Source organism: Achromobacter dolens (assembly GCF_902859745.1).
Classification (GTDB): domain Bacteria; phylum Pseudomonadota; class Gammaproteobacteria; order Burkholderiales; family Burkholderiaceae_B; genus Achromobacter; species Achromobacter dolens.
Genome location: NZ_CADIJW010000015.1, coordinates 60,304 through 83,988, shown reverse-complemented (window position 1 = coordinate 83,988; position 23,685 = coordinate 60,304). Strand labels below are relative to the sequence as shown.

Annotated in this window: 27 protein-coding genes; 14 read left to right on the top strand and 13 right to left on the bottom strand. The window is 68.1% G+C overall.

Annotation, left to right across the window (positions count from 1 at the left end; genetic code table 11):
- Positions 1-22: 22 nt before the first annotated feature.
- Genes HV783_RS13670 through HV783_RS13660 form a run of 3 tightly spaced genes read right to left on the bottom strand, consistent with a single transcriptional unit; the run spans position 23 to position 2,757 of the window.
- A complete protein-coding gene (locus HV783_RS13670) occupies positions 23-1,123 on the bottom strand; it encodes a DegT/DnrJ/EryC1/StrS family aminotransferase (RefSeq protein WP_175189308.1) in 1,101 nt (366 codons plus the stop codon).
- A gap of 6 nt (positions 1,124-1,129) precedes the next feature.
- The gene (locus HV783_RS13665; RefSeq protein ID WP_054500299.1) at positions 1,130-1,699 is read right to left on the bottom strand and encodes an acyltransferase; all 570 of its coding nucleotides are present in this window, start codon (positions 1,697-1,699) and stop codon (positions 1,130-1,132) included.
- 5 nt (positions 1,700-1,704) lie between these two features.
- Positions 1,705-2,757 (bottom strand): Gfo/Idh/MocA family protein, encoded by a 1,053-nt coding sequence (locus HV783_RS13660; protein WP_175133694.1) that lies wholly within the window; start codon positions 2,755-2,757, stop codon positions 1,705-1,707.
- Positions 2,758-2,880: 123 nt separating this feature from the next.
- On the opposite strand from HV783_RS13660, the gene waaC reads away from it, so the two are divergent.
- A complete protein-coding gene (waaC, locus tag HV783_RS13655) occupies positions 2,881-3,930 on the top strand; it encodes a lipopolysaccharide heptosyltransferase I (protein WP_054500301.1) in 1,050 nt (349 codons plus the stop codon).
- Entirely contained in the window at positions 3,930-5,231 is a 1,302-nt protein-coding gene (locus HV783_RS13650; RefSeq protein WP_175167936.1) for a 3-deoxy-D-manno-octulosonic acid transferase, read from the top strand. Before waaC ends, HV783_RS13650 begins: the two co-directional genes overlap by 1 nt.
- Before the next feature lie 21 nt (positions 5,232-5,252).
- Here HV783_RS13650 and HV783_RS13645 read toward each other — a convergent pair whose 3' ends face one another.
- Genes HV783_RS13645 through HV783_RS13635 form a run of 3 tightly spaced genes read right to left on the bottom strand, consistent with a single transcriptional unit; the run spans position 5,253 to position 7,087 of the window.
- A complete protein-coding gene (locus HV783_RS13645) occupies positions 5,253-5,417 on the bottom strand; it encodes a hypothetical protein (protein WP_175189307.1) in 165 nt (54 codons plus the stop codon).
- A 12-nt stretch (positions 5,418-5,429) separates the two neighbouring features.
- Positions 5,430-6,236 carry a type III pantothenate kinase gene (locus HV783_RS13640; RefSeq protein WP_054500303.1) on the bottom strand — a complete coding sequence of 269 codons (807 nt, stop codon included), beginning with the start codon at positions 6,234-6,236 and terminating at the stop codon, positions 5,430-5,432.
- On the bottom strand, positions 6,233-7,087 hold the full coding sequence (locus HV783_RS13635; protein WP_054500304.1) for a biotin--[acetyl-CoA-carboxylase] ligase: 855 nt from the start codon (positions 7,085-7,087) through the stop codon (positions 6,233-6,235). Before HV783_RS13635 ends, HV783_RS13640 begins: the two co-directional genes overlap by 4 nt.
- A gap of 95 nt (positions 7,088-7,182) precedes the next feature.
- Here HV783_RS13635 and HV783_RS13630 point away from each other — a divergent pair, with 95 nt between their 5' ends.
- From HV783_RS13630 to HV783_RS13585, 10 genes are all read left to right on the top strand, one after another.
- Entirely contained in the window at positions 7,183-8,316 is a 1,134-nt protein-coding gene (locus HV783_RS13630; protein WP_175189306.1) for an MlaE family ABC transporter permease, read from the top strand.
- Entirely contained in the window at positions 8,316-9,155 is an 840-nt protein-coding gene (locus tag HV783_RS13625) for an ABC transporter ATP-binding protein (protein ID WP_175189305.1), read from the top strand. The genes HV783_RS13630 and HV783_RS13625 overlap by 1 nt, the downstream gene beginning before the upstream one ends.
- Positions 9,142-10,098, top strand: coding sequence for an MlaD family protein (locus HV783_RS13620; RefSeq protein WP_064526750.1), 957 nt, complete (start codon positions 9,142-9,144; stop codon positions 10,096-10,098). The genes HV783_RS13625 and HV783_RS13620 overlap by 14 nt, the downstream gene beginning before the upstream one ends.
- On the top strand, positions 10,095-10,694 hold the full coding sequence (locus tag HV783_RS13615) for an ABC-type transport auxiliary lipoprotein family protein (protein WP_175189304.1): 600 nt from the start codon (positions 10,095-10,097) through the stop codon (positions 10,692-10,694). Before HV783_RS13620 ends, HV783_RS13615 begins: the two co-directional genes overlap by 4 nt.
- 34 nt (positions 10,695-10,728) lie before the next feature.
- Entirely contained in the window at positions 10,729-11,382 is a 654-nt protein-coding gene (locus HV783_RS13610) for an alpha/beta hydrolase (protein WP_054500309.1), read from the top strand.
- Between the two features lie 153 nt (positions 11,383-11,535).
- On the top strand, positions 11,536-12,798 hold the full coding sequence (locus HV783_RS13605) for a D-alanyl-D-alanine carboxypeptidase family protein (protein ID WP_144656013.1): 1,263 nt from the start codon (positions 11,536-11,538) through the stop codon (positions 12,796-12,798).
- A gap of 97 nt (positions 12,799-12,895) precedes the next feature.
- Positions 12,896-13,762, top strand: coding sequence for a D-amino acid aminotransferase (locus HV783_RS13600; protein ID WP_064526746.1), 867 nt, complete (start codon positions 12,896-12,898; stop codon positions 13,760-13,762).
- 105 nt (positions 13,763-13,867) lie between these two features.
- Positions 13,868-14,140: a YbeD family protein gene (locus HV783_RS13595; RefSeq protein WP_047993153.1), complete on the top strand. Its 273-nt coding sequence runs from the start codon at positions 13,868-13,870 to the stop codon at positions 14,138-14,140.
- An 11-nt stretch (positions 14,141-14,151) separates the two neighbouring features.
- Positions 14,152-14,790, top strand: a complete 639-nt coding sequence (lipB, locus tag HV783_RS13590) for a lipoyl(octanoyl) transferase LipB (protein ID WP_175189303.1) — start codon at positions 14,152-14,154, stop codon at positions 14,788-14,790.
- A complete protein-coding gene (locus HV783_RS13585; protein ID WP_175189302.1) occupies positions 14,787-15,515 on the top strand; it encodes a tetratricopeptide repeat protein in 729 nt (242 codons plus the stop codon). Before lipB ends, HV783_RS13585 begins: the two co-directional genes overlap by 4 nt.
- A 94-nt stretch (positions 15,516-15,609) precedes the next feature.
- Here the strand turns inward: HV783_RS13585 and HV783_RS13580 are convergent, their stop codons facing one another.
- Positions 15,610-16,422, bottom strand: coding sequence for a substrate-binding domain-containing protein (locus HV783_RS13580; protein ID WP_068981393.1), 813 nt, complete (start codon positions 16,420-16,422; stop codon positions 15,610-15,612).
- 150 nt (positions 16,423-16,572) lie between these two features.
- Between HV783_RS13580 and lipA the strand changes: the two genes are divergently transcribed.
- Positions 16,573-17,580, top strand: coding sequence for a lipoyl synthase (gene lipA, locus HV783_RS13575; RefSeq protein WP_054418514.1), 1,008 nt, complete (start codon positions 16,573-16,575; stop codon positions 17,578-17,580).
- Positions 17,581-17,714: 134 nt separating this feature from the next.
- Here lipA and HV783_RS13570 read toward each other — a convergent pair whose 3' ends face one another.
- Entirely contained in the window at positions 17,715-18,278 is a 564-nt protein-coding gene (locus HV783_RS13570) for a cob(I)yrinic acid a,c-diamide adenosyltransferase (RefSeq protein WP_064522641.1), read from the bottom strand.
- A 143-nt stretch (positions 18,279-18,421) separates the two neighbouring features.
- Here HV783_RS13570 and HV783_RS13565 point away from each other — a divergent pair, with 143 nt between their 5' ends.
- The gene (locus HV783_RS13565; protein WP_054500316.1) at positions 18,422-18,727 is read left to right on the top strand and encodes a copper-binding protein; all 306 of its coding nucleotides are present in this window, start codon (positions 18,422-18,424) and stop codon (positions 18,725-18,727) included.
- A gap of 155 nt (positions 18,728-18,882) precedes the next feature.
- Here the strand turns inward: HV783_RS13565 and hslU are convergent, their stop codons facing one another.
- The 5 genes from hslU to HV783_RS13540 all read right to left on the bottom strand — a co-directional run bounded on the left by hslU (position 18,883) and on the right by HV783_RS13540 (position 23,615).
- Complete coding sequence (gene hslU / locus HV783_RS13560; RefSeq protein WP_144656007.1) at positions 18,883-20,217, bottom strand: ATP-dependent protease ATPase subunit HslU; 1,335 nt, start codon at positions 20,215-20,217, stop codon at positions 18,883-18,885.
- Between the two features lie 72 nt (positions 20,218-20,289).
- Complete coding sequence (hslV, locus tag HV783_RS13555) at positions 20,290-20,829, bottom strand: ATP-dependent protease subunit HslV (RefSeq protein ID WP_006391917.1); 540 nt, start codon at positions 20,827-20,829, stop codon at positions 20,290-20,292.
- Between the two features lie 208 nt (positions 20,830-21,037).
- Complete coding sequence (dksA, locus tag HV783_RS13550; RefSeq protein ID WP_006389752.1) at positions 21,038-21,502, bottom strand: RNA polymerase-binding protein DksA; 465 nt, start codon at positions 21,500-21,502, stop codon at positions 21,038-21,040.
- A gap of 127 nt (positions 21,503-21,629) precedes the next feature.
- Positions 21,630-22,760: a CobW family GTP-binding protein gene (locus tag HV783_RS13545; RefSeq protein ID WP_144656004.1), complete on the bottom strand. Its 1,131-nt coding sequence runs from the start codon at positions 22,758-22,760 to the stop codon at positions 21,630-21,632.
- A gap of 351 nt (positions 22,761-23,111) precedes the next feature.
- Positions 23,112-23,615: a Fur family transcriptional regulator gene (locus HV783_RS13540; RefSeq protein WP_054501175.1), complete on the bottom strand. Its 504-nt coding sequence runs from the start codon at positions 23,613-23,615 to the stop codon at positions 23,112-23,114.
- Between the last annotated feature and the right edge of the window lie 70 nt (positions 23,616-23,685).

Below are 23,685 nucleotides of genomic sequence, written 5' to 3'. Positions count from 1 at the left end.
TGGGCACCGTGCCAGCAGGACATCAGCCCAGTGCTGCGCGCAGCGCGGCGACGATCTGATCCTGGGTCGCTTCATCCAGGTCCGGGTGCATCGGCAGGCTCATGACGGTGGCGGCGAGGGTGTCGGACACCGGCGTGGCGCCTTCGGCCGCGGCGAATGCGGCATAGGCCGGTTGAGCGTGGATGGGCCGCGGGTAGTGGATTGCAGTCGGGATGCCGGCTTCCTTCAGGTGCGCGATCACGGCTTCGCGATTGGGCACCATGACCGTGAACTGGGCCCAGACACTGTCGCGATCCGGACGCACCGTGACCGTGCGGGCACCGCCCGGCAGGTCGGCCAGCAACTGCTGGTAGCGCGCGCCGATCTTGATGCGCTGTTCCACTTCCCATTCGAAGCGTTCCAGCTTGCCCAGCACCACGGCGCATTGCAGCGTGTCCATGCGGCCACCCACCCCGATGCGGGTGTGGTAATAGCGGGCCGACTGGCCATGCACGCGGATTTCGCGCATGGCCTGGGCCAGCGCGTCGTCGTTGGTGAACAGCGCACCCCCGTCGCCGTAGCAGCCCAGGGGCTTGCTCGGGAAGAAACTGGTGCAGCCGATCTTGGACAAATTACAGCTTTTCTTGCCTTTGTAGGTGGCGCCGAAGCTTTGCGCGGCGTCTTCGATGACGGTGATGCCGTGCTTGTCGGCGATGGCATTGACCTCGTCCATGTCGCCGCACTGGCCGTACAGCGATACCGGGATGATGGCCTTGGTGCGGGGTGTGATCTTGGCCTCGATTTCCGAAACCTTGATGTTGCACGTGTCGGGTTCGACGTCCACGAACACCGGCACGGCGCCCAGCAGCACAATGACTTCCGCCGTCGCCACGAACGTGAACGAGGTGGTGATGACTTCGTCGCCGGCCTTCACGCCCAGGGCCATCAGCGCGATCAGCAGCGCTTCGGTGCCGGAGGCGACCGTGATGCAATGCTTGGCGCCCGTATAGCCGCACAGCGCGGTTTCCAGCTCCTTGACCTCGGGACCCATGATGTACTGGCCATGATCCAGCACGGCCTGGATACGTGCATTGATCGGGTCGCGCAGGACTTGGTATTGCTTCTTCAGGTCAATGAATTGCATGTTGTCTCACACCAGTTGGCAGACGCCGTCTTTGAGTACGTATTGGTCGCCGGTCGCCGGGCAGGTGGTCTGCCCGTCGCCAGTCAGCGGCAAGTCCAGTTGTTCGCCGTGGCGGCTCATCCAGCCGATCTGGCGGGCGGGCACGCCCACGACCAGGGCAAAGTCGGGTACGTCGCGGTTGACCACGGCGCCGGCGCCGACGAAGGCGTAGCGACCGACTGTCGAGCCGCACACGATGGTGCAGTTTGCGCCCAGCGTGGCGCCTTGGCGCACGACCGTATCGCGGTATTCGTTCTTGCGTTCGATGGCTGCGCGCGGGTTGTACACGTTCGTGAACACCATGCTGGGGCCGCAGAACACGTCATCTTCGAGCGTCACGTTGTCGTAGACCGAGACGTTGTTCTGGATCTTGACGCGGTTGCCGATCTTGACGCGGTTGCCGACGTAGACGTTCTGGCCCAGCGAACAGGCGTCGCCGATGACGGCGCCGCCCGATACGTGGACCCAGTGCCAGACGCGGGTGCCGGCGCCGATCTGTGCGCCGTCGTCAACGATGGCGGTGGAATGGATGCTCATGATGCTCAATCCAGCGGTAGCGGCACGCGCAGGCCATCGCGCGCGGAACGGTAGATGGCGGTCAGCAGCGCGAGCGATTGCAGGCCTTCGCGTCCGTCGGTTTCGGGTTCGCATTCACCGCGCAGCACGCGGATGACGTTATCGTAGTACAGCGGGTGACCAAAACCGTAGACCGAGGTGGTCTCGTAATTGGCTTCGCGGATCTTGGCGTCGTCGGGATGCTCGTCGGCGAACTTCCACTCGTCGATGCGGTTGACGGCCACGCCGCCGACCCGCACGGTGCCCTTCTCGCCCAGGATCGTGATAGAGCCTTCCAGGTTCTGCGGGTAGGTCAGCATGGTGACGTTGATCGAGCCCATGGCGCCATGGCGCCAGCGGATCGCGGCCACGCCGGTGTCTTCGGCTTCGATGCGGCGAGCCAGCGTGGCGGTGTAGGCGTACACGCTTTCAACGGGACCCACCAGCCAATCGAGCAGGTCGACGTAATGGCTTGCCTGGTTCATGAAGGCGCCGCCATCCCACTCCCACTTGCCGCGCCAGCGGGCGGCATCGTAATAGTCTTGGGGGCGGGTCCAGAAAACGTTGACCGTCACCATATAGATACGGCCGAAGCGGCCATTCTCGATGGCCTTCTTGAGCAGTTGCAGCGTGGCATTGCGGCGGTTCTGCTTGACGACAAAGAGGCGCACGCCAGCTTCATCGCATGCCTTGACCATGCGCTTGCCATCTTCCCAGCGGGTTGCCATGGGTTTTTCACTGACGACGTGACGGCCGGACTGCGCCACTTCGATCGCCTGCCACGGGTGCAGGCCTGACGGGGTGGCCAGGATGACCGCATCGGCGGTGGTATGCGCCAGCATTTCTGTCAGGGACGAAAATGGACGGGCGCCGGTAGCTTCCGCGGCGGCTTTGAGGGCCGCGGGATTGGTGTCACAGACATCCACGAGCTCGGCGCGGTCGCTGTGCTGCGCAATCGCACCGATATGGTTCTTGGAAATGCGCCCACACCCTACCAGGGCGAAACGGACCTTGCGGTCGGTAACTGGATTAGCGGTCATCGGGAGAAGAGGTTGTTTTGTTGTAAATTGCCGGGATAATTCGACAGCCCCTCCCGGAATAGAGCGTAATAATACTTGAAGACCGGACGGGGGCACGAGCGCATAATCCGCCATTTCCAATCGATGCCAACTCGCATTCTCATTGTCCGTACGTCCTCATTAGGCGATCTGGTGCACATGCTGCCCGCCATTTCCGACATCGCCCGCCACGTGCCGGACGCCGAGATCGACTGGATCGCCGAAGAAGCTTTCGCCGAAATCCCCGCCTGGCATCCCGCGGTCAAGGAGGTCATCAAGGTGGCCCACCGGCGCTGGCGCAAGGCCTGGTGGTCGGGCCAGGTACGCGCCGAGCGCAAGGCGCTGCGGGAGCGGTTGCGGTCCAAGCAATACGACATCGTGCTGGACATGCAGGCGCTGCTGAAGTCCGCGTGGCTGGTGCGCCAGGCGCGGGGGGTGCGGCATGGGCTGGATTGGCGATCGGCCCGCGAGCCCCTGGCATCGCTGTTCTATAACGTGCGCCACCGCGTCGAATTCTGGCAGCCGGCGGTGATTCGCCAGCGCAAACTGGCGTCATTGACATTTGGTTACCAGTACGGCGGCCAGCCGGATTTCGGCCTGCAGGCGTTTTCGCGGCAGGCGGCCCAGGGCCGCGACGGCGCCGCCGATTCAGTGCACGAGGTGTCCGCCGGCGGGTTGGATGCCACCGAATTGCCTCGCCTGCATCACCTGGACAACGACCGCGGCTACGCCGTGATCATGCCGTCGGCCAGCCGTGACGACAAGCTCTGGCCCGAGGACGATTGGCGCGCCGTGTTCCGGCGCCTGCGTGACGCCGGCTGTGCGCTCAAGCTGCTGGCGGGCAACGACCAGGAAGCCGAGCGTGCCCGGCTACTGGTCGCGGGCATGGAAGACGTCGAAGTCATGCCGCGCATGGACCTGACGTCGGTGGCGCGGCTGCTGGCAGGCGCGCGCCTGATGGTCGGGCTGGACAGCGGCCTGACCCATCTGTCGGCGGCGCTCGGCCGTCCCACCATCGGCATCTATCGCGCGTCCACCCCCGTGCGCACGCCCCTGGTCGGCTCGAATTACACGGCCAGTCTCGGCGATCGCGGCGCCTCGCCCTCGCGCGAGGCGGTCATGGCGTCGGTGGAGCAGGCGCTGGCCGCGCGCTGATGAACCGCACCGTCTACACGCTGGGGCTGCGGGCGCTGGCCCCCCTGGTCTGGCTATGGATGGCCCGCCGCGCCAAGCGCGCCGGCGGTGAATGGCAGATCTTCTCGCCGGAGCGGTTTGGTCGGGCCGCGTCGGGCCGGGCCGAGGCTGGTGGCGCGACCGCGGCCGCCGGAACGACGCAAGCGCCGGTCTGGGTCCACGCCGTCAGCCTGGGAGAGACGCGCGCCGCGCAGCCGCTGTTGCAAGCCCTGCTGGATCGCGGCCTGCCTGTGCTGCTGACCCATATCACCGCCACGGGTCGGGCCGAGGGCGCGCGCCTGTTCGCGGACGCCATCGCCCGCGGGCAATTGCGCCAGGCCTGGCTGCCCTACGATTTTCCGGGCGCCACGCGGCGGTTCCTGGCCGCCGCCGCGCCCCGCTGCGGCATTTTGATCGAGCGCGAGATCTGGCCCAACCTGCTGGCCGCGGCGCGGCGCGCGGAGCTGCCGATGGCGCTGGTGAGCGCGCGGTTTTCGGAATCGTCGCTGCGACAGGCAGGTCGCCTGGGCAGGGTCATGCGCGAGGCGCTGGCGGGGCTGGATCGGGTGCTGGCGCAGACGGCGCCGGATGCCCGGCGGCTGGCCGAGGCCGGCGCGCCGCACCCTACCGTGACCGGCAATCTGAAGTTCGATCTGTCCTTGCCTGCGGCGCAGGTCGAGGCGGGACAGGCCTGGCGCGCCCGTTTGGGCCGGCCGGTGATCGCCCTGGCGAGCACACGCGAAGGTGAGGATGCGCCGTTCATCGAGGCGGTCAAGCGCCATGCCGCCATGCCCGGCGGGCCGCTGTTCCTGTTGATTCCGCGCCATCCGCAGCGTTTCGACGAGGCCGCCGCGCTGCTGGCGCAGGCCGGCCTAGCCCACGTGCGGCGGTCGTCGGGGCAGGCGCCCGGTCCGGAGACGGCGGTGCTGTTGGGCGACACGCTGGGGGAAATGGCTTTCTACTACGCCGCCGCGGACGTGGCGGTGGTGGCGGGCAGCTTTGCCCCGCTGGGCGGCCAGAACCTGATCGAGGCCTGCGCCGCGGGCGTGCCGGTGATCGTCGGGCCGCACACATTCAATTTCCAGCAGGCGGCCAGCGATGCCATCGAGGCCGGCGCCGCGCAGCGCCAGCCGGACCCGGAGCAGGCCGTGCGGGCCGCGCTGGCGCTGGTGGCCGACCCTGCGGCCAGGCGGGCGGCCGGGGACGCGGCGCGCGCCTGGTTCGCCAGCCACGCCGGCGCCACGGCGCGGACGATGGACGCGCTGGCGCCCTGGTTGCGCTGAGCGGGACGGTCTTTCAGGCCGTCAGGCGGGCTTGCGCGGCTCCAGCGTGACCGCGCCCGGATTCAGTTCCTGGCTGAAGCGGCGCGGATCGCGCCCCTCGTCTTCCGGGCGTACGCCCAGCCAGCCCTGGCCGAGCGCGTAGACGCCCAGGTTGGCCAACAGGATCAGGATGAAGAGCACTCGCATGCCGCGGCCTCGTCAGGCGTTCGCTGCCGGATTGGCGCGCGCGATGGCGGCCAGTCCGTCCAGAACGGGGTGGTTCAGGTAGATCGGCACCGGCGCGGCGCCGAACGCGCCGCCGGCATCGGCCAGCAGGCGTTCGATTTCCGAGTGCACCTCGGGCCAGCCGCCGCCGGCGGCGAAGATCTGCGGTGTCTGCCCGTAGCGCTGGCGGCCGGCGAGCCACTGGCGCACCACCGCGCCGGCCTGCGCCGCGGCGATGCCGGAGGCGATGGCTTCATGCGTGTCGGTGGGGTAGGGCACTACCTGGCCTTCCGCGATCGGCAGGTTGGCGGTGCCGTGCGCCAGCGCGTTGCGCATCATGGCCGGGCCGGGCAGGATCAGGCCGCCAGCGAAGACGTTGTCCGGCCCCACGGTATCGATGGTGGTGGCGGTGCCGAAGCTGGCCAGCAGGAAGGGCGGATGGGCGCCGGGCAGGCGCGACAGCACGCCCAGCAGCGAGGCCCAGCGGTCCGCGCCCAGTTGCGAGGGCGTCTTGTAGCGGTTGACCAGCCCCAGGGTGGTGGCCTGCGAGGAGGCCCAGGTCACCGCGCAGCCATGGCGCTGCAGGATGGCCGCGATGGCGGCGCCGCGCTCGGCGCCGGCCACGTTCACGCCCAGCGCACGCGACGGCCGTTGCGGCAGGGCGGCGAGCCAGCGGTCCAGGGCGTCCAGGTCCAGGCCATCGAAGGCGACGGCGGCCGGCTCGCGCGGCATGTCCGGGCTGCTGGGGTCCAGCCAGCCGACTTTGAGACGGCTGTTGCCGGAGTCGATGAGGATGATCATGCTTGGCGTCGAATCGAGATTTCACCGACCGAGATCGGCATGGCGCCCTGGGGCGTTTGCACCAGCAGGCGGCCCTGGCCGTCGACGCCGCAAGCGGTGCCGCTGAGGACCACCTCGCCCTTGTCCAGCACGTTGACCGGACGGCCGCCCAGCGCGTCGACCTGGTCGAAGCGCTGGGAAAAGGCGGCGAAACCTTCGCGTTCCAGCGTCCGCACGGCCTCGTGCCAGGCGGCCGCCGCCGCACAGACCAGGTCCGCGGCGGTGGCGGCATGGCCTGGCGTGTGCTCGGTGACACAGGTCCAGTCGGCGACCTGCCGGCCCAGCGCCTGCGACAGCGCGCCGGCGTCGACCAGGTTGACACCCATGCCGATGACGACGGTGTAGCCGGTCTCGCGTCCGCCCGGATTGCGGGTGGTCTCGACCAGCACCCCGGCCAGTTTGGCGTCGTGCCATTGCACGTCGTTGGGCCATTTCATGCAGAGGCCCTCGGCGGCAGGGCCTGCCACGGCGCGCAGCGCCTCGCACGCGGCCAGGCCGGCCAGTGGCGATAGCGCCGGCAATTGCGCGGCCGGCAGGTGCACGTCGAAGGCGCACGAGAACATCAGCGCTGCGCCCACGCGGTTCTGCCAGGGGCGGCCGGCGCGGCCGCGGCCTGTTTCCTGCAGATGGGTGCCCAGCAGCCAGGGCTTGCCAGCGCCACTGCCGGTGCGGGCGCGCGCCAGCAGGTCGGCGTTGGTGGAGCCGGTGCTGGCGGTCCAGGCGACATCTTGGAAAGCGGGCAGGCGTGAACCCAGCAGCCGGGCCAGATCGTCGGGCGCGGGCAGGTCGGTGGGGCGGACTTGAGCGGACATGGCGCCGATTGTAGGGCACGCGCGGGCCCGGTTCGCGCCCTGCCGTCCGCAGCGTATATGATGAGCGATACATTTTGCATTGCGATCCAGCGTTCATGCCGCATTCCGCCCCGTCCGCGTCCGCCGCCGCCGCGCCCTTCCGCCAGGAAGCGGGTGTGTGCCACGTCGGCGGCGACTGGAGCGTGCTGGCGCTGGCCGAGCCTGGCGAGGTTGAACGCCGCCGCGCCGCCATGGCCAATGCAGCCGACGCGGGTGCGCGCTGGGACCTGCATGGCATCAGCCGGCTCGACACCATTGGCGCGCTGCTGATCTGGCAGGCCTGGGGCGAAAAGCTGCCCGAGCGGGTGCGCTGGTCGGCTGGCCAGCAGGATGTGTTCACCGCCCTGGCGACGAACAAGGGCGGCAAGCAGGCGCCGCCGCGTCCGGAGCCCTCGTGGGGCTGGCTGCGCGCCGTGGGCGATGCCGTGCTGCAGGCGGCCGAGAACGGCCGCGCGCTGCTGATCATGCTGGGGCAGCTCATCCTGGACCTGTTCGGCATGCTGCGGCGCCCGTCGCGCGGCCCATGGCGCGAGATCTCGGCCCAGGTCTACCGCACGGGGGCGCAGGCGCTGGGGATCACCGCGCTGGTGGGCTTTCTGATCGGCGTGGTGCTGTCATACCTGTCGGCCCAGCAATTGCAGATGATCGGCGCCGACCGCTTCATCGTGCGGCTGCTGGGCGTGTCGATCGTGCGCGAGCTGGGGCCGGTGCTGGCGGCCATCCTGGTGGCGGGCCGTTCCGGTTCGGCCATCACCGCGCAGATCGGGGTCATGCGGGTCACGCAGGAGCTGGACGCGATGCTGGTGATGGGCATTTCGCACGGCCAGCGGCTGATCCTGCCGCGGGTGGTGGCGCTGGCCATCACCATGCCGCTGCTGGTGCTGTGGACCGACGCCATGGCGATCCTGGGCGGGATGCTGGCGGCGCAGGTGCAGTTGGGGGTCTCGGCGCAATGGTTCCTGCAGTCGCTGCCCGATGCCATTTCCCTGACCAATTACTGGATCGGCATCCTGAAGGGCGTGACCTTCGGCATCCTGATCGCGCTGATCGCCTGCCATTTCGGCCTGCGCATTCAGCCCAATACGGAAAGCCTGGGGCGCGGCACCACCACCTCGGTGGTCACCTCGATCACCGGGGTGATCCTGCTGGATGCGCTGTACGCGGTCATTTTCAGTTCGGTGGGCATCTGATGGCCGGCGCCGAGCAACAACGCCTGTTCACCGAAGAGCACGTCACGGTCGCCCCGGTCATTACCGTGCGCGGGTTGCGCACCGCTTTCGGCGACCATGTGGTGCACGACAATCTGGACCTCACCGTCTTCCCCGGCGAGATCCTGGTGCTGGTGGGCGGGTCGGGAACGGGAAAGACCGTGCTGCTGCGGCAGATCATCGGGCTTGACCGGCCGGCGGCCGGCACCATCCAGGTGCTGGGCAATACCCTGTCGGAGCTGACGCCGAGCGAGCGCCGGCGCCTGTCGTACCGGTGGGGCATGCTGTTCCAGGCAGGCGCGCTGTTCTCGGCGCTGTCGGTGTTCGACAATGTCGCGCTGCCGCTGCGCGAGCTGCGCACGGTGCCGGAGGACCTGGTGCACGATGTGGTGATGTGCCGCCTGGCGATGGTCGGCCTGTCGGCGCAGGATGCCGGCAAGCGGCCGTCCGACCTGTCCGGCGGCATGGTCAAGCGCGTGGCCCTGGCGCGCGCGCTGTCGCTGGACCCGGAACTGGTGTTCCTGGACGAACCCACGGCGGGCCTGGATCCGCTGCGTTCGGACGAATTCGTGGACCTGGTGCGCAGCCTGCACCGGCAGTTGGGCTTTACCGTCGTCATGGTGACGCACGACCTGGACACGCTGCTCGCGCTGGCCACCCGTGTCGCCGTGCTGGCGGACAAGCGGGTGATCGTATGCGACACGGTGCCGGAAGTGCTGAAGGTCGACCACCCGTTCATACACACATTCTTCCTGGGCGAGCGTGGCTTGCGCGCGCTCGGGGACATGGCGCCGAAGGGAACGCATCATGGAAAACCGTAGTCACGCGCTCATGGCCGGCATCTTCACGCTGGTCCTGCTGGCCGCCGCTGCGCTGGTGGCCGTCTGGATCGGCCGCGACCGGACCAAACTGCAAACCTATGAAATCATCTCTGCCACGGCCGTCAGCGGGCTCAATCCGCAGTCGACCGTGCGCTATCAAGGGGTGCCGGTGGGCAAGGTGCAGTCGCTCGCGCTCAACCCCGACAAGCCCGGCCAGGTGCGCATCCGCATCGGCGTGGCGCCGAACACGCCGATCACCGAATCGACCTGGGCCGAACTGGGCGTGCAGGGCGTGACCGGCATGGCCAACGTCGAGCTGCGCGACGACGGCAGCTCGTTCAAGCGCCTGGCGTCGACCGAAGCCAACCCGGCGGCGATTCCACTGCGCCCGGGCTTCCTGGATCGCATCGAGCAGCGCGGCGGACGGCTCATTTCCAATGTCGAAGACGCCACCGAACAACTGCGCCGCCTGTTGAGCGAACAGAATGTGCAGGCGCTGACGGCCAGTCTGCAGAACGCCACCGACATCACCCAGTCGCTGAAAGAGGCCAGCCGCGACCTCGCGCCGGCCCTGGCCAAGCTGGGCCCGCTGGTCGATTCGCTGGGCAGCACCTCGCGCCAGGCCGACCGCGCCGCGCGCGAAGTGGCGGACCTGGCGCAACAGGCGCGGCAGTCGCTGGCGCGCCTGAACGCGCCCGACGGCGCGCTGGCCATGGCGACGCGCAGTCTCAGCGACATCGCTTATGCCGCCTCGCGCCTGGACAACGAGACGCTGCCGGCCATCACCGGCATGGCGGCCAGTGTCACCGAGGCCGCGCGCGGCGCCACCTTCACCTTGCGCCGCGTGGACAACACGCCGCAATCGTTATTGTTCGGACCGGCGCCGGCGGCGCCCGGGCCGGGCGAGGCCGGCTTCGCCGGTTTTGGGAGACAGCCGAAATGAAGATGCGTAGCGCGATTCTGATCCTGACCCTGGCGCTGGCCGGTTGCGGCGTGGGCCGCGTCGGCGCGCCGCCAGCCCTATTCGATCTGGGCCTGGACGCCCGCCCGGCGCCCCAACTGCCGGCGCGCGATCCCATCGCGTTGGTGTTCTCGGCCGTGCCGGCGCTGTCCAGCACCGGCGTGATCTGGCGAGTCGGCGACAGCGCCGCGCCGCAGGCCTACGCCACCTATCGCTGGGCGTCGTCGCCGTCGGACCTGGTGCGCCAGCGCCTGATCGAGCGCCTGTCGCGCCAGGGACCGGTGCTGGCCGAGCGCGCCAACGGCCAGACGCCGCAGGTACAGGTCTATCTGTCGCAGTTCGAACAGGTCTTCACGCCCGATGGATCGGCCAGCGAGGGCCGTCTGCTGCTGCAGGCGGTGCTGTTGAACGGCCGCGCCGTGGTCGGCCAGTTGCGTATCACGACGCAGGCGCCCGCGCCCACGCAGGATGCCGCGGGCGGCGTGGCCGCCTTGCGCCAGGCCACCGACGACGCCGCCGATCAACTGGCGCAATGGCTGGCCGCGCAACCGAAGGCCGCAGCCCGACCCGCCGGTTAACATCCTTCTTTTCCACGCAGCACGAGTTTCTCCTATGCCCGCAAGCACTCAAACCCACGCCTTCGCCGGCGCCGCCGGCCGCATCGACTGCGCGGTGGACTGGCCCGACGGCCCGCCGCGGGGCTGGGCCCTGGTGCTGCATCCGCATCCGCTGCAGGGCGGGGCGCGCGAGAACAAGGTGGTGACCACGCTGTCGCGCGCCTGCGTCCAGCACGGCCTGGTGGCGGTGCGGCCCAATTTCCGCGGCGTCGGCCTGTCGGAAGGCGCGTTCGACAAGTCCGTTGGCGAAACGCAGGACATGCTGGCCGTCGTGGCGCAGATGCGCGAGCTGCACCCGGAGCTGGCGCAGGCGCCCTGGGTGCTGGCCGGCTTTTCGTTCGGCACGGCCGTGGCCGCGCAGACCTACGCCGCGCTGGTCGAGCAGGGCGATGCCGTGCTGCCGAGCGCGCTGATGCTGATGGGCCCCGCCGTCAACCGCTTCCAGTCGCACGAGGTCCAGGTGCCTGGCGACACGCTGATGGTGCATGGCGAAGAGGACGAGGTCGTGCCCCTGTCGGAAGCCATGGACTGGGCCCGCCCGCGTTCGATCCCCGTGGTGGTGATTCCTGGCGCCTCGCACTTTTTCCACGGCAAGCTGCTCGTGTTGCGCCAACTCGTGCAGGCCCACTTGAAGGTCAAACTCGATTGAACGGCGCGCCGCGCAAGGCGGCGCGTTGCATCAAGTTGCATGTTTTAAATGGCCAAGGAACCCATCCCGGGCCGGACGGGTCTCATCGACTGCCTATAATTGTCAGCCACTTGCCCCGCGCCGGCGGGCGTCTTTCCTGGACCCACGTTGCCGATGAAGAATTTGTCTCACTCCACCCCTTCCCCCGTTGTCTTTGCGCGTCGTGCCCTGGCCGGCGCGGTGTTGTCGGCGATGCTCGCGACGTCGCTGCCGGCGTGGGCCCAGCAGGCGCCCGCCGCGACGCCGGCGGCCGCGGGCGCCACGGCCCCCGCGCCGACGGCGACGGGCGTGGTGCCGGTGGGCGACGTGTCGGCGGTGCCCGCGCCCACCATCGCGGCCAAGGCCTGGATCGTGATCGACGTGAACAGCGGCCAGACCCTGGCGGCGTCGAACCCCGACATGAAGGTCGAGCCGGCCTCGCTCACCAAGATCATGACGGCCTACGTCGTGTTCAATGCGCTCGAGGAAAAGCGCCTGACGCTGGAGCAGACCGTGCCCGTGTCCGAGCACGCCTGGCGCACCGGCGGTTCGCGCATGTTCATCGAGCCGCGCAAGCCGGTCACTGTCGATGAGCTGAACCAGGGCATGATCGTGCAGTCCGGCAACGACGCCTCGGTGGCGCTGGCCGAAGCGGTCGGCGGCAGCGAAGCCGCGTTCGCCACGCTCATGAACCAGGAGGCCGAGCGCCTGGGCATGCGCAACACCCACTTCATGAACGCCACCGGGCTGCCCGATCCGCAGCACATGACGTCCACGCGCGACCTGGCCACGTTGTCGGCGCACCTGATCACCGATCATCCGCAGTTCTTCCACTACTACAAGCAAAAGAGCTTCACCTACAACAAGATCACCCAGCCCAACCGCAACCGCCTGCTGTGGGCCGACCCGTCGGTCGACGGCATGAAGACCGGCCACACCGATTCGGCCGGCTACTGCCTGGTGTCGACCGCGGTGCGCGGCGACCGCCGCATCCTGGTGGTGGTGGTGGGCACCGACAGCGAAGCCACGCGCGCCGAGGAAAGCCTGAAGCTGCTGAACTGGAGCTTCCAGAACTTCGACACGGTCAAGCTGTTCGACAAGAGCCAGCCCGGCATTGACGCCCGCGTCTGGGAAGGCACGGCCGAGAACGTCAAGCTCGGCCCGCCCAACCCGGTCTCGATCGCGGTCCCGCGCGGCAAGGCCGGCGACCTCAAGCCCGTGGCGCAGCGCACCGATCCCCTGATCGCGCCGCTGACCAAGGGCCAGCAGGTCGGCACGCTGCAGTTCACGCTGGACGGCAAGGTGCTGCGCACCGAGCCGCTGGTGGTGCAGGACGCCGTCGAACGCGCAGGCTTCTTCGGTCGCATGGTCGACACCGTCAAGCGCTGGTTCCAGTAAGCGGACGCGCCGCGGGCGCGGTCGCGGGTGTAAGCTTTACCTAGAAGGGGCGGGCCGGGTGGCCCGTCCCTATCCATTTGATTCTCAGGAGCGGCTCATGATTCCGGGCGTGCCGGGCGAAAGCCAGGTGTTTCTCAATGGCGAGTTTGTGCGTATCGACGAGGCCAAGGTCTCCGTGCTCGATCGCGGCTTCATTTTCGGCGACGGCATCTACGAAGTGGTGCCCGTCTACCGCGGCAATGCGTTCCGCATGGCCGAGCACCTGGACCGCCTGGACCGCAGCCTGGCGGCCCTGCGCATCGCCCAGCCGTTCGACCGCGCGGGCTGGATCGACCTGATCGAGCAGTTGCTGGCGCGCTCGAACCTGGAGACCTGCATCGTCTACCTGCAGGTCACGCGCGGCGTGGCCAAGCGCGACCACCAGTTCCCGGCCGAGCCGGTCAAGCCGACGGTGTTCGGCATGGTCTCGGCCTGGGCGCCGCCGTCGGCCGCGGCCCGCGCGCAGGGGCTGTCCGCCATCACCATCCCCGACGAGCGCTGGCTGCACTGCGAGATCAAGTCGGTGTCGCTGCTGGGCAACGTGCTGGCCAAGCAGCAGGCGGTCGATGCCCACGTCGACGAGGTGCTGCAGTTCCGCGACGGTTTCCTCACGGAGGGATCGTCCACCAACATCTGGGTGGTCTCCGGCGGCAAGCTGTTGGCCCCGCCCAAGAACAACCTGATCCTGGAAGGCATCCGCTACGGCCTGATGGGCGAGCTGGCCGCCGAAGCCGGTATCCCGTTCGAGGCGCGCCGCATCACCCAGGACGAGGTCGCCCAGGCCGATGAACTGATGCTGTCTTCGGCCACCAAGGAAGTGCTGGCTATCGTGTCGCTGGACGGCCGGCCGGTGGGTTCGGGCAAGCCTGGCCCCGTTTTTGCGCAATTGCGCGCGGGTTATGATGCCCGCATCGCCGCGCTCTAGAACGGCCACGCGGGGCGGCCCCGGCGGCCCCCCGCGCCGGCGGCGGGCCTTGCCTGCACGATGCCTGCCCCCATATAGACAGATTGACGCCCCAGGCCATCCATCATGCATATTCCGCCCGAAGAATCCCTCATCGAGTACCCCAGTGACTTTCCCATCAAGGTCATGGGCAAGCACCATCCCGACTTCGCGCAGACGCTGACCGAGGTCGTGCTGCGCTTCGACCCGGGCTTCGATGCCGCCACGGTCGAGATGCGGCCCAGCAAGGGCGGCAACTACATGGGCCTGACCTTCACGGTGCGCGCCACCTCGCGCGAGCAGCTCGACAGCCTGTACCAGGCCTTGCACGGCCACCCGATGGTGTCGATCGTCCTGTAAGGCCGGCGGTTGTGATCAAGTGGCTCGCGCGGCCCGCGGACTATCTGTCCGTGTGGCGGGACATGCAGGCGTACACCGACCAGCGGTCGGCCGAAACGCCCGATGAGATCTGGCTGTGCGAGCACGCCCCGGTCTACACGCTGGGCCAGGCGGGCCTGCCCGAGCACGTGCTCAACCCCGGCGCCATCCCCATCGTCCATTGCGACCGCGGCGGCCAGGTCACGTACCATGGCCCCGGCCAGGTGATGGCCTACGCCTTGTTCGACCTGCGCCGCGTCGACATGTACGTGAAGGAGTACGTGGCGCTGCTGGAATCGGCGGTGATCGACACCCTCGATGAAATGGGCCTGCCCGGCGCGTGCCGCAAGCCCGGCGCGCCGGGCGTGTACGTGGCGCATCCCCAGGGCGGCGACCTGGCCAAGATCGCCGCGCTGGGCATCAAGATTCGCAACGGCCGCGCCTATCACGGCGTGTCGCTGAACGTGGCGATGGACCTGGCGCCGTTCCTGGGCATCAACCCTTGCGGTTACGCCGGCCTGCGCACGGTCGACATGGCCTCCTGTAGCGTGCGGCGCGAGCCCACGGAAGTGGGCGACGCGCTGGCGCGCAATCTGGCCCGCTTGTGGCGCCAGGCAAGGACGCCCGCATGAAGACTAGCTTTACCCCTGCCGAGGTGGCCGCGACCACCCCTGAAGCGCTTGCCGGCCTGCGCGCCGGGCCGGCGCCGCAGTACGCCGCCTGGATCCGCGCGGCGGCCGAAATGGGCCTGGTCGAGGCCCAGACCATTTTCGGCCAGATGCTGCTCGATGGCGTGGGGGTGCCCCAGGACCAGGCCGAAGGATTGGCCTGGTTCAAGCGCGCCGCCAACGCCGATCACGTGATGGCCATCAACATGATCGGCCGCTGCTACGAAAACGGCTGGGGCATCGCGCCGGACGATACCGTGGCGGCGTACTGGTTCCGGCTGGCCGCCGATCGCGGACTGGACTGGGGCATGTACAACTACGCCCACATGCTCAAGAGCGGCCGCGGCGGCGTGGCGCAAAACCGCGCCGCGGCGCTGGCGCTGTACCAGCAGGCCGCGCAGGCCGGACACGTCAAATCCATCGGCGTGGTGGGCCGCTTCTACGAAGCGGGCGACGTGGTCGAGCAGGACCTGGAGCGCGCGTTCGACTGCTACCAGCGCTGCGCCGAGGGCGGCGACTTCCGCGGCATGTTCCACCTGGGCCGCATGCTGCTGTTGCGCGGCCGCAAGGAAGAGGCGGTGCAGTGGCTGGCGCGCGTGCCCGAGACCTCCACGCCGGCCTTCCTGCGTGAAGCCGACGCGATGTTGCGCGACTGCGGCTTTCCCGCACTGTACGAAACCGGCGCCTGAAAGGCGGGCGATGCCCCGCCCTCGGCGCCAGGGCCCGCGCGAGGCGCTCCCGCTGGCGTCAGCGCGTCTTCGCCCGTCACCCGGTCTGCTCGCGCTATGTGCTCAGGCGCGCATCGAACACGATGTCCAGCGTCAGGCGCGTGCCGGCCGGCTGTTCGCCATCGAGCCGGTCCAGCAGCAACTGGCCCGCGCGGCGGCCCAGCTCGGCCGCGTCCAGTCCCAGCGTCGTCAGGCCCTGTACCCATTGCGGTGCGCTGCCGTCCTCGGTGAATCCCAGCACCGCCAGGTCCTGTGGCACCTGCAAGTCGCGGTTGTGGGCCTCCGACACCGTGGCGGCGGCCAGCACGTCCGACGTGCAGAACACCGCATCGAAGATCGTATTGGTGGCCAGCAGGCGCAGAAACGCCATGCGGCCATCGTTCAGTTGCTGCGCCTCGGGTTGCACGATGTCGGCGACCAGATCCAGCCCGAGCGCGGCCGCGCTGCCGATGAAGCCCTCGCGGCGGGCGCGCTCCCACGGGGTGTCGGCGCTGACGCAGGCGATGCGCGCGTGGCCCTTTTCGGCGAAATGGCGGGCCGCCTGCCGGCCGGCTTCGGCATTGTCGACCGTGATCAGGCTGTCCAGCGGGGCGGCCGGCGGACTCCAGGTTTCCACCACCGGGATTTCCAGCGCCGCCACGGCGGCGCGTAGCTGCGGATCGTCCAGCGGGCCGATCACCAGCGCGGCGGCCGGCGCCAACGGGGTCAGCAGCGGTAGCAGGGCCGCGTCACGCCACGGAGCGGCGGCCAGGTAGTAGCCGGCAGGCGCCAGCCGTTCGGCGCAGGCTTGCACGGCGCGGGCGGCCGGCCCGGCGTCCAGCCGGGGGGCGATCAGGGCGATGGGGCGGGGGAGCGGCTGGGTCGACATGGGGGGCAGGCGGCACGGATTCATCAGGCGTGACGATAACCCGGCGCGGCCCGGCGCCGGGCCATTCGGGGCGGATTTGGGCGCAGGGGGTAAAATGTCCTCTTTTGTCTCAGACCGCAACGCCGCGCGCGCCGGTCGTGAAGGTGTTCCATGTCCACGCTTGCCGAGTCGTCTGTGCCCTCGAACGAAGCCGCCGCCGCGCCCGCGGAAACGGCGTACGATCCGACGCAGAAACAGAAATCCCAGGCCAAGACGGCGCGCATCCCGATCAAGATCATCCCGGCCGAACGCCTGAAGAAGCCGGAATGGATCCGCGTCAAGGCGGCCCAGCCGGGTTCGCGCTTCTACGACATCAAGCGCATCCTGCGCGAGCACAACCTGCACACGGTGTGCGAGGAAGCGTCCTGCCCGAACATCGGCGAATGCTTCGGCAAGGGCACGGCCACATTCATGATCATGGGCGACAAGTGCACCCGCCGCTGCCCGTTCTGTGATGTGGGCCATGGCCGCCCCGACCCGCTCGACACCAAGGAACCGGAAAACCTCGCGCGCACCATCGCCGCGATGAAGCTGTCGTATGTGGTGATCACTTCGGTCGACCGCGACGACCTGCGCGACGGCGGCGCCGGCCACTTCGTCGACTGCATCACCCACATCCGCGAACTGTCGCCCACCACCCGCATCGAGGTGCTGGTGCCGGACTTCCGCGGCCGCCTGGACCGCGCCCTGACCATCCTGAACGCCGGTCCCCCCGACGTGATGAACCACAACCTGGAAACCGTGCCGCGCCTGTACAAGCAGGCCCGCCCGGGTTCGGACTACATGCACTCGCTCAAGCTGCTGGCCGAGTTCAAGAAGCTGCATCCGAACGTGCCGACCAAGTCGGGCCTGATGCTCGGCCTGGGCGAGACCGACGAGGAAATCCTGCAGGTGATGCGCGACATGCGCGAACACAACGTCGACATGCTCACCATCGGCCAGTACCTGCAGCCGTCGGAACACCACCTGCCGGTGCTGCGCTACGTGCATCCCGACACCTTCGCGATGTTCGAGCGCGAAGCCTATGCGATGGGCTTCTCGCATGCCGCGGTCGGCGCGATGGTGCGTTCGTCGTACCACGCCGATGAGCAGGCGCATGCGGCTGGCGTGCCCAACTAAGGCTCCTGCCGTCTCAACGCCAACAAGGAAAATGCCCCGCGAAGGGGCATTTTTCTTTTCAGCGCCGAGGCATCCTCAAGATGAAAGCGTCCCCTTGGAGGCAGCAAGCCGCAGGCGCGGCTGGGGAGCATCTCTCATTCCGTGGCCTGCCGCGACACGCGGCTGGTCCAGAACACGTCGGGCCGGCCCGCTTCGCGGTTCAGGTAGCGCGCCAGCACGAACATCAGGTCCGACAGCCGGTTCAGGTATTGCCGCACCGGCGCATTCACCGCCTCCTCGCGCGCCAGCGCCACCACCGCGCGTTCGGCGCGGCGACACGCGGTGCGCGCCAGATGGGCCTGCGCGGCCGCGCGCGAGCCGCCCGGGAGGATGAACTCGCGCAAGGGCGGCAGGGTCGCGTTGTAATGCGCCAGCCGCGCGTCCAGGTGCGCCACCTGGGCATCTTCCAACGCGACATGGCCGGGAATGCACAATTCGGCGCCCATATCGAACAAATCGTGTTGGATCGTCAGCAGATCGGCGGCCACGTCGGCCGGCAGGGGCTCGGTCAGCAGCAGGCCGATGACGCTGTTCAATTCGTCCACATCGCCCAGCGCGGCGATGCGGGCCGCGTCCTTGGGCACGCGCGACCCGTCCCCCAGTCCGGTGCTGCCGTCGTCGCCGGTGCGGGTAGCGATGACTGAAAGGCGGTTGGCCATGAGATGTCCTTTGCAAACAACCGTCAGGATTGTTGCGTTATTACGGGGAAACTATTGCACAAGGGCGGTATCCTAGCATTGTGGAAAGCGGGCGCGCGCGGCAAGACCGGCGCGGCGCTTTCATGGCAATCGGAGGATAGAGCATGGCTTTCAACCGCAAATACACCACGCCCCTGGCCGTCGCCACCGCGATGGCCGTCGTGTCGCTGGCCACGCCGCTGGCGTTCGCGCAGCAGGCCGACGCCAGCGGCGAGGTGCGGCGGGTGGACCCGGGCGCGGGCAAGGTCACCATCAAGCACGACGCCATCAAGGCGCTTGACCTGCCGGCCATGACGCTGGTGTACGACGCCGATCCGGCGCTGCTGGCCAAGATCAAGGCCGGCGACAAGGTGCGTTTCACCGCCGAGCGCAAGGATGGCAAGTATGTGGTGACCGCGATCACCAACTGAACGCGCGCCGCGGGCGTCGATACGACGCCCGCATGGCCACCGGCACCGCCGCGGCAGGTCCGGCGCGGACGCCGCCGTCCCGGAAAAAGGCCCGCCGCGATCGCTCGCGGCGGGCCTTCGTGTTCATGCCGCCGGCAGGAGCCGGGGCACGGGCCTCACAGCACGTAGCGGGCCAGGTCCTGGCTGCTGGCGGCTTCGGCCAACTGCGCGTTGACGTAGGCGGCGTCGATCTTCACTGTCTTGTTGCTGGAGGCGGTGGCGTCGAACGACAGTTCGTCCAGCAGCTTTTCCATCACGGTATAGAGGCGGCGGGCGCCGATGTTCTCGGTGGTCTCGTTGACCTCGTAGGCCAGCTCGGCCAGGCGGCGCACGCCTTCGTCGGTGAATTCCAGTTGCACGTCCTCGGTGGCCAGCAGCGCCGTGTATTGCTTGGTCAGCGAGGCGTCGGTGTCACCCAGGATGCGCACGAAGTCCTCGGCCGTCAGCGATTCCAGTTCGACGCGGATCGGGAAGCGGCCCTGCAGCTCGGGGATCAGGTCGGACGGGCGCGCCAGGTGGAAGGCGCCCGAGGCGATGAACAGGATATGGTCGGTGCGGACCATGCCGTAGCGCGTGTTGACGGTGGTGCCCTCGACCAGCGGTAGCAGGTCGCGCTGCACGCCCTGGCGCGAGACGTCGGCGCCGCCGCTTTCCTGGCGCGCCGCGATCTTGTCGATCTCGTCCAGGAACACGATGCCGTTCTGCTCGACGTTGTTGATGGCGACGGTGCGCAGGTCTTCCTCGTTGATGCGCTTGGCGGCTTCCTCGTCGACGATCAGCTTGAAGGCTTCGCGCACCTTCATCTTCTTGGACTTCTTCTTGTCGCGCGCCAGGCCGGCGAACATGCCGCGCAGTTGCTCGGCCATTTCCTCCATGCCGGGAGGCGTCATGACGTCCATCTGCGGCGCGGCCTGGGCCACTTCGATTTCGATCTCCAGATCGTCGATCTTGCCTTCGCGCAGGCGCTTGCGGAAGGTCTGGCGGGCGCTGTTGTCTTCACCGCGCTCGGGCTCGCCCGTTGCGCCGCGGGGCGGCGGCACCAGGGCGTCGAGGATGCGGTCCTCGGCGGCGTCCTCGGCCTGGGTGCGCACGCGGCGCATCTCCAGCTCGCGGGTCTGCTTGATGGAGTATTCGGTCAGGTCGCGGATGATGGTGTCGACGTCGCGGCCGACGTAGCCCACCTCCGTGAACTTGGTGGCTTCGATCTTGATGAACGGCGCGTTGGCCAGCTTGGCCAGGCGGCGCGCGATCTCGGTCTTGCCCACGCCGGTGGGGCCGATCATCAGGATGTTCTTGGGGTGGATCTCGTGGCGCAGCGGCTCGGCCACCTGCTGGCGGCGCCAGCGGTTGCGCAGGGCCACCGCCACCGCGCGCTTGGCGCGGTTCTGGCCGACGATGTACTTGTCGAGTTCGGAGACGATCTCTCCGGGCGTCATGTTGGAGGCGGACATGAGGGCGGATCCTTGAAGCGGGGCGATGCTGGGGGACGGGCCGCGGCGCCGGACTGGCGCCGCGAGGGCGCGTCAGTCGCCCAGCGTCTCGATGACGTGGTTCTGGTTGGTGTAGATGCAGAGGTCGCCGGCGATCTCGAGCGATTGCTTTACGATGGTCTCGGGCGCCAGGTCGGTGTTGCGCAGCAGCGCCAGGGCGGCGGACTGGGCATAGGCCCCGCCCGAGCCGATGGCGGCCAGGCCGTGCTCGGGCTCGAGCACGTCGCCGTTGCCGGTCAGCACCAGCGTGTGCTCGGCGTCAGCCACGATCAGCATGGCCTCGAGCCGGCGCAGGACGCGGTCGGTGCGCCAGTCGCGGGTCAGTTCGACCGCCGCGCGCATCAGGTTGCCCTGGTGCTTTTCGAGCTTGGCTTCGAAACGCTCCTGCAGCGTGAACGCGTCGGCGGTGGCGCCGGCGAAGCCGGCCAGGATCTTGTCGTGGTACAGGCGGCGGATCTTGCGCGCCGTGCCCTTGATGACGATGTTGCCCAGGGTGACCTGGCCATCGCCGCCCAGTGCGACGCGGTTGCCGCGACGCACGCACACGATGGTGGTGGCGTGAAATTGTTCCATGCGTTCCTTCCTTTGAAAGGACTAGCTGGGGGCGATGCGGACGAAATCAAGGCTTGCCGGCCAACGAAGAAACCACGGCCTCCCCCCGGCATCTTCGGCCATCAGCCTCCTCGGAGGCGTCGTCAGGTTGGGACGGCCCGGCAATGAAAAAAGGCCATGCCGGAAACCAGCATAGCCTTTCGATGTGGCGTTTGAATAACGGGACGGATCAGTCGCCGTACAGCTTCTGCCGCATTTCGCGCCGTTCCTGCGCTTCCAGCGACAGGGTGGCGGTGGGGCGGGCCAGCAGGCGCGGGATGCCGATGGGTTCGCCGGTTTCCTCGCACCAGCCGTACTCGCCGCTGTCGATGCGGGCGATGGACTGTTGCACCTTCTTGAGCAGCTTGCGTTCGCGATCGCGGGTGCGCAGCTCGAGAGCGTGTTCTTCCTCGATGGTGGCGCGGTCGGCGGGGTCGGGCACGAACTGCGTTTCACGCAGGTGCTCGGTGGTCTCGCCGGCGTTGGCCAGGATGTCCTGTTCGAGTTGTTTGAGCCGTTCCTTGAAGAACGCCAGTTGGCGTTCGTTCATGTAGTCGGACTCGGGCATGGCCAGCAATTCCTTCTCGCTGGGCAGATCAATCGCCGTATCGCTCGTCGACTTGCTTGATTTTTTGGTTGCTGCCTTGGTAGCCATGAAAACACTCCACTATGAATCGATCCTGGCGCGGGCTTGTCTTCCCGGTCCGTGTGCTTGCTGCCTACGCTATTCGTACCTCACAGTACTGCCTTCGTCGCACCGCGTCACGTATCCAAAAAGGGGATCACCCCGCCAGGCACTGCTCCAAGCCCCGGGTGAAAATCTCCTGGGGCAGCTTGCGGCCGATGAAGACCATCTTGGTGGACGGCTTTTCGGCCGCGGTCCACGGTTTGCCGGGTTCGGCGCCCATCATCATGTGCACACCCTGGAACAACATGCGGCGATTGATGCCCTTCATGTACAGGATGCCCTTGTAGCGCAGCAGATCGGGACCATAGACCTGCACCACGCCGCCCAGGAATTCCTCCAGCCGGGCGGGATCGAACGGCTTGTTCGAACGGAACACGAAGGCGCCGATCTCGTCGTCGTGCTTGGGGTGGTGATGATGCGCGTGATTGCAGTGCGCCCCGCATTCGCCCTCGTGGTCATGGTCGTGGTCGTGACCGTGATGGTCATGGCCGTGGTCATGATCGTGGCCGTGCCCGTGGGCATGGCTGTGGGCGGCGTCGGGATGCTCATCGGCCAGGAAGTCCGGGTCGATGTCCAGGATGGAATTCAGGTTGAAGCCGCTGATGTCGATGATCGACTTCAGGTCGGCGTCGCCGAAGTTGACCGGCGTGATGGGCGCGCGCGGATTCATCCGCAGCAGGCGGTTGCGCAGCGCTTCGTAGTCGACGTCGTTGACCAGGTCCTTCTTGGAGATCAGGATGCGGTCCGCGAAGCCGACCTGCTTCTGGGCTTCGGGTTGTTCGTCCAGCGTCGCCATGCCGTGCTTGGCGTCGACCACCGTGACCACCGCGTCCAGGCGGTAGTACTCGGCGATGTCGTCGTCCATGAAGAACGTCTGGCACACCGGGCCGGGGTTGGCCATGCCGGTGGTTTCCAGGATGACGCGTTCGAAATTCAAGGTGCCGGCCTCGCGCTTGGCGCGCAGGTCGGACAGCGTGCGCATCAGGTCGCCACGCACCGTGCAGCAGACGCAACCGTTGGACAGCTCGATGATTTCCTCGTCGCTGTCCTGCACCAGCAGGTCGTTGTCGATGCTTTCGGGTCCGAATTCGTTTTCGATCACGGCGACGCGGCGGCCGTGGAATTCGGTCAGGATGCGTTTGAGCAGGGTGGTCTTGCCCGCACCGAGAAAGCCGGTGAGGATGGTGACGGGAACCATTTTGTCCAAACTGCGCGGGGTGTTCATGGCGAAGCTGCTTGCGTGAAGTAAAGGCGGTTAGACACGGCGGTCAAGCGCGGGATGCTGGCGGACGGCAGCGGGTGCCGATTGCCTGCCTGACATCGCTCGACCGATGTTACTGCCACAGGCTGCGAGGGCCGCCGATTGCGGCCGGACGCAGGATTACAGCACAGTCGGGGGCAGGGGGCAAACCCCGGGCCAACCCGGGGGCCGTAGCCGCCCAGATCGCGGCTGTACGCCGTCAAGTATCGGGCGATATCGCTATTTTGGGGCGATTTTCCGGATTTCAAGGGTCCGGATGAGGGCGGGTGGAGGGCGGCCGGGCAGGGCCCGATCCGACGGGCCGAGCCGCGCGTCTCAATGATGATGGTGGTGATGCCCGGCGTCGGCCGGTTGCTGCTTCTGGCACTGCGGGCAGAGGGCCCGGATCTCGGTCTCGTGGGTGGCCAGCACGTAGCCCGTCTGGGCGACGCGCTCGGCCAGTTGGCGGCTCATGGCGGGGTCGGACACTTCGGCCACCGCGCCGCAGCCAGTACAGACCACCAGCAGGTCATGGGGCGCGCCGCCGACGTCGTGGCAGGCGCTCCAGGCGTTGACCGCGTCCAGGCGGTGGATCAGGCCTTCGTCCATCAGGAAGTCCAGCGCACGGTACACCGTGGGAGGCGCGGCGCCCGGATGCACTTCGCGCATCGCCTCGAGCAGCTCGTAGGCCTTGAGGCTGCGGCCATGGCGCAGCAGCAGTTCCAGCACCTTGCGGCGGATGGGGGTCAGGCGGCTGCCGCGTTGTTCGCACAGCGCCTCGGCGACGCTGAGTTGGGCGCCTACGGTGTCACTGCGGGGGGAACGGGGCGGAGCGGGCATGGCGGGCTTCATCTGAATAGGGAACGCGCGCGACGCGCGCGAGATGCCTGGAAGGTAGCAGAAAACATCC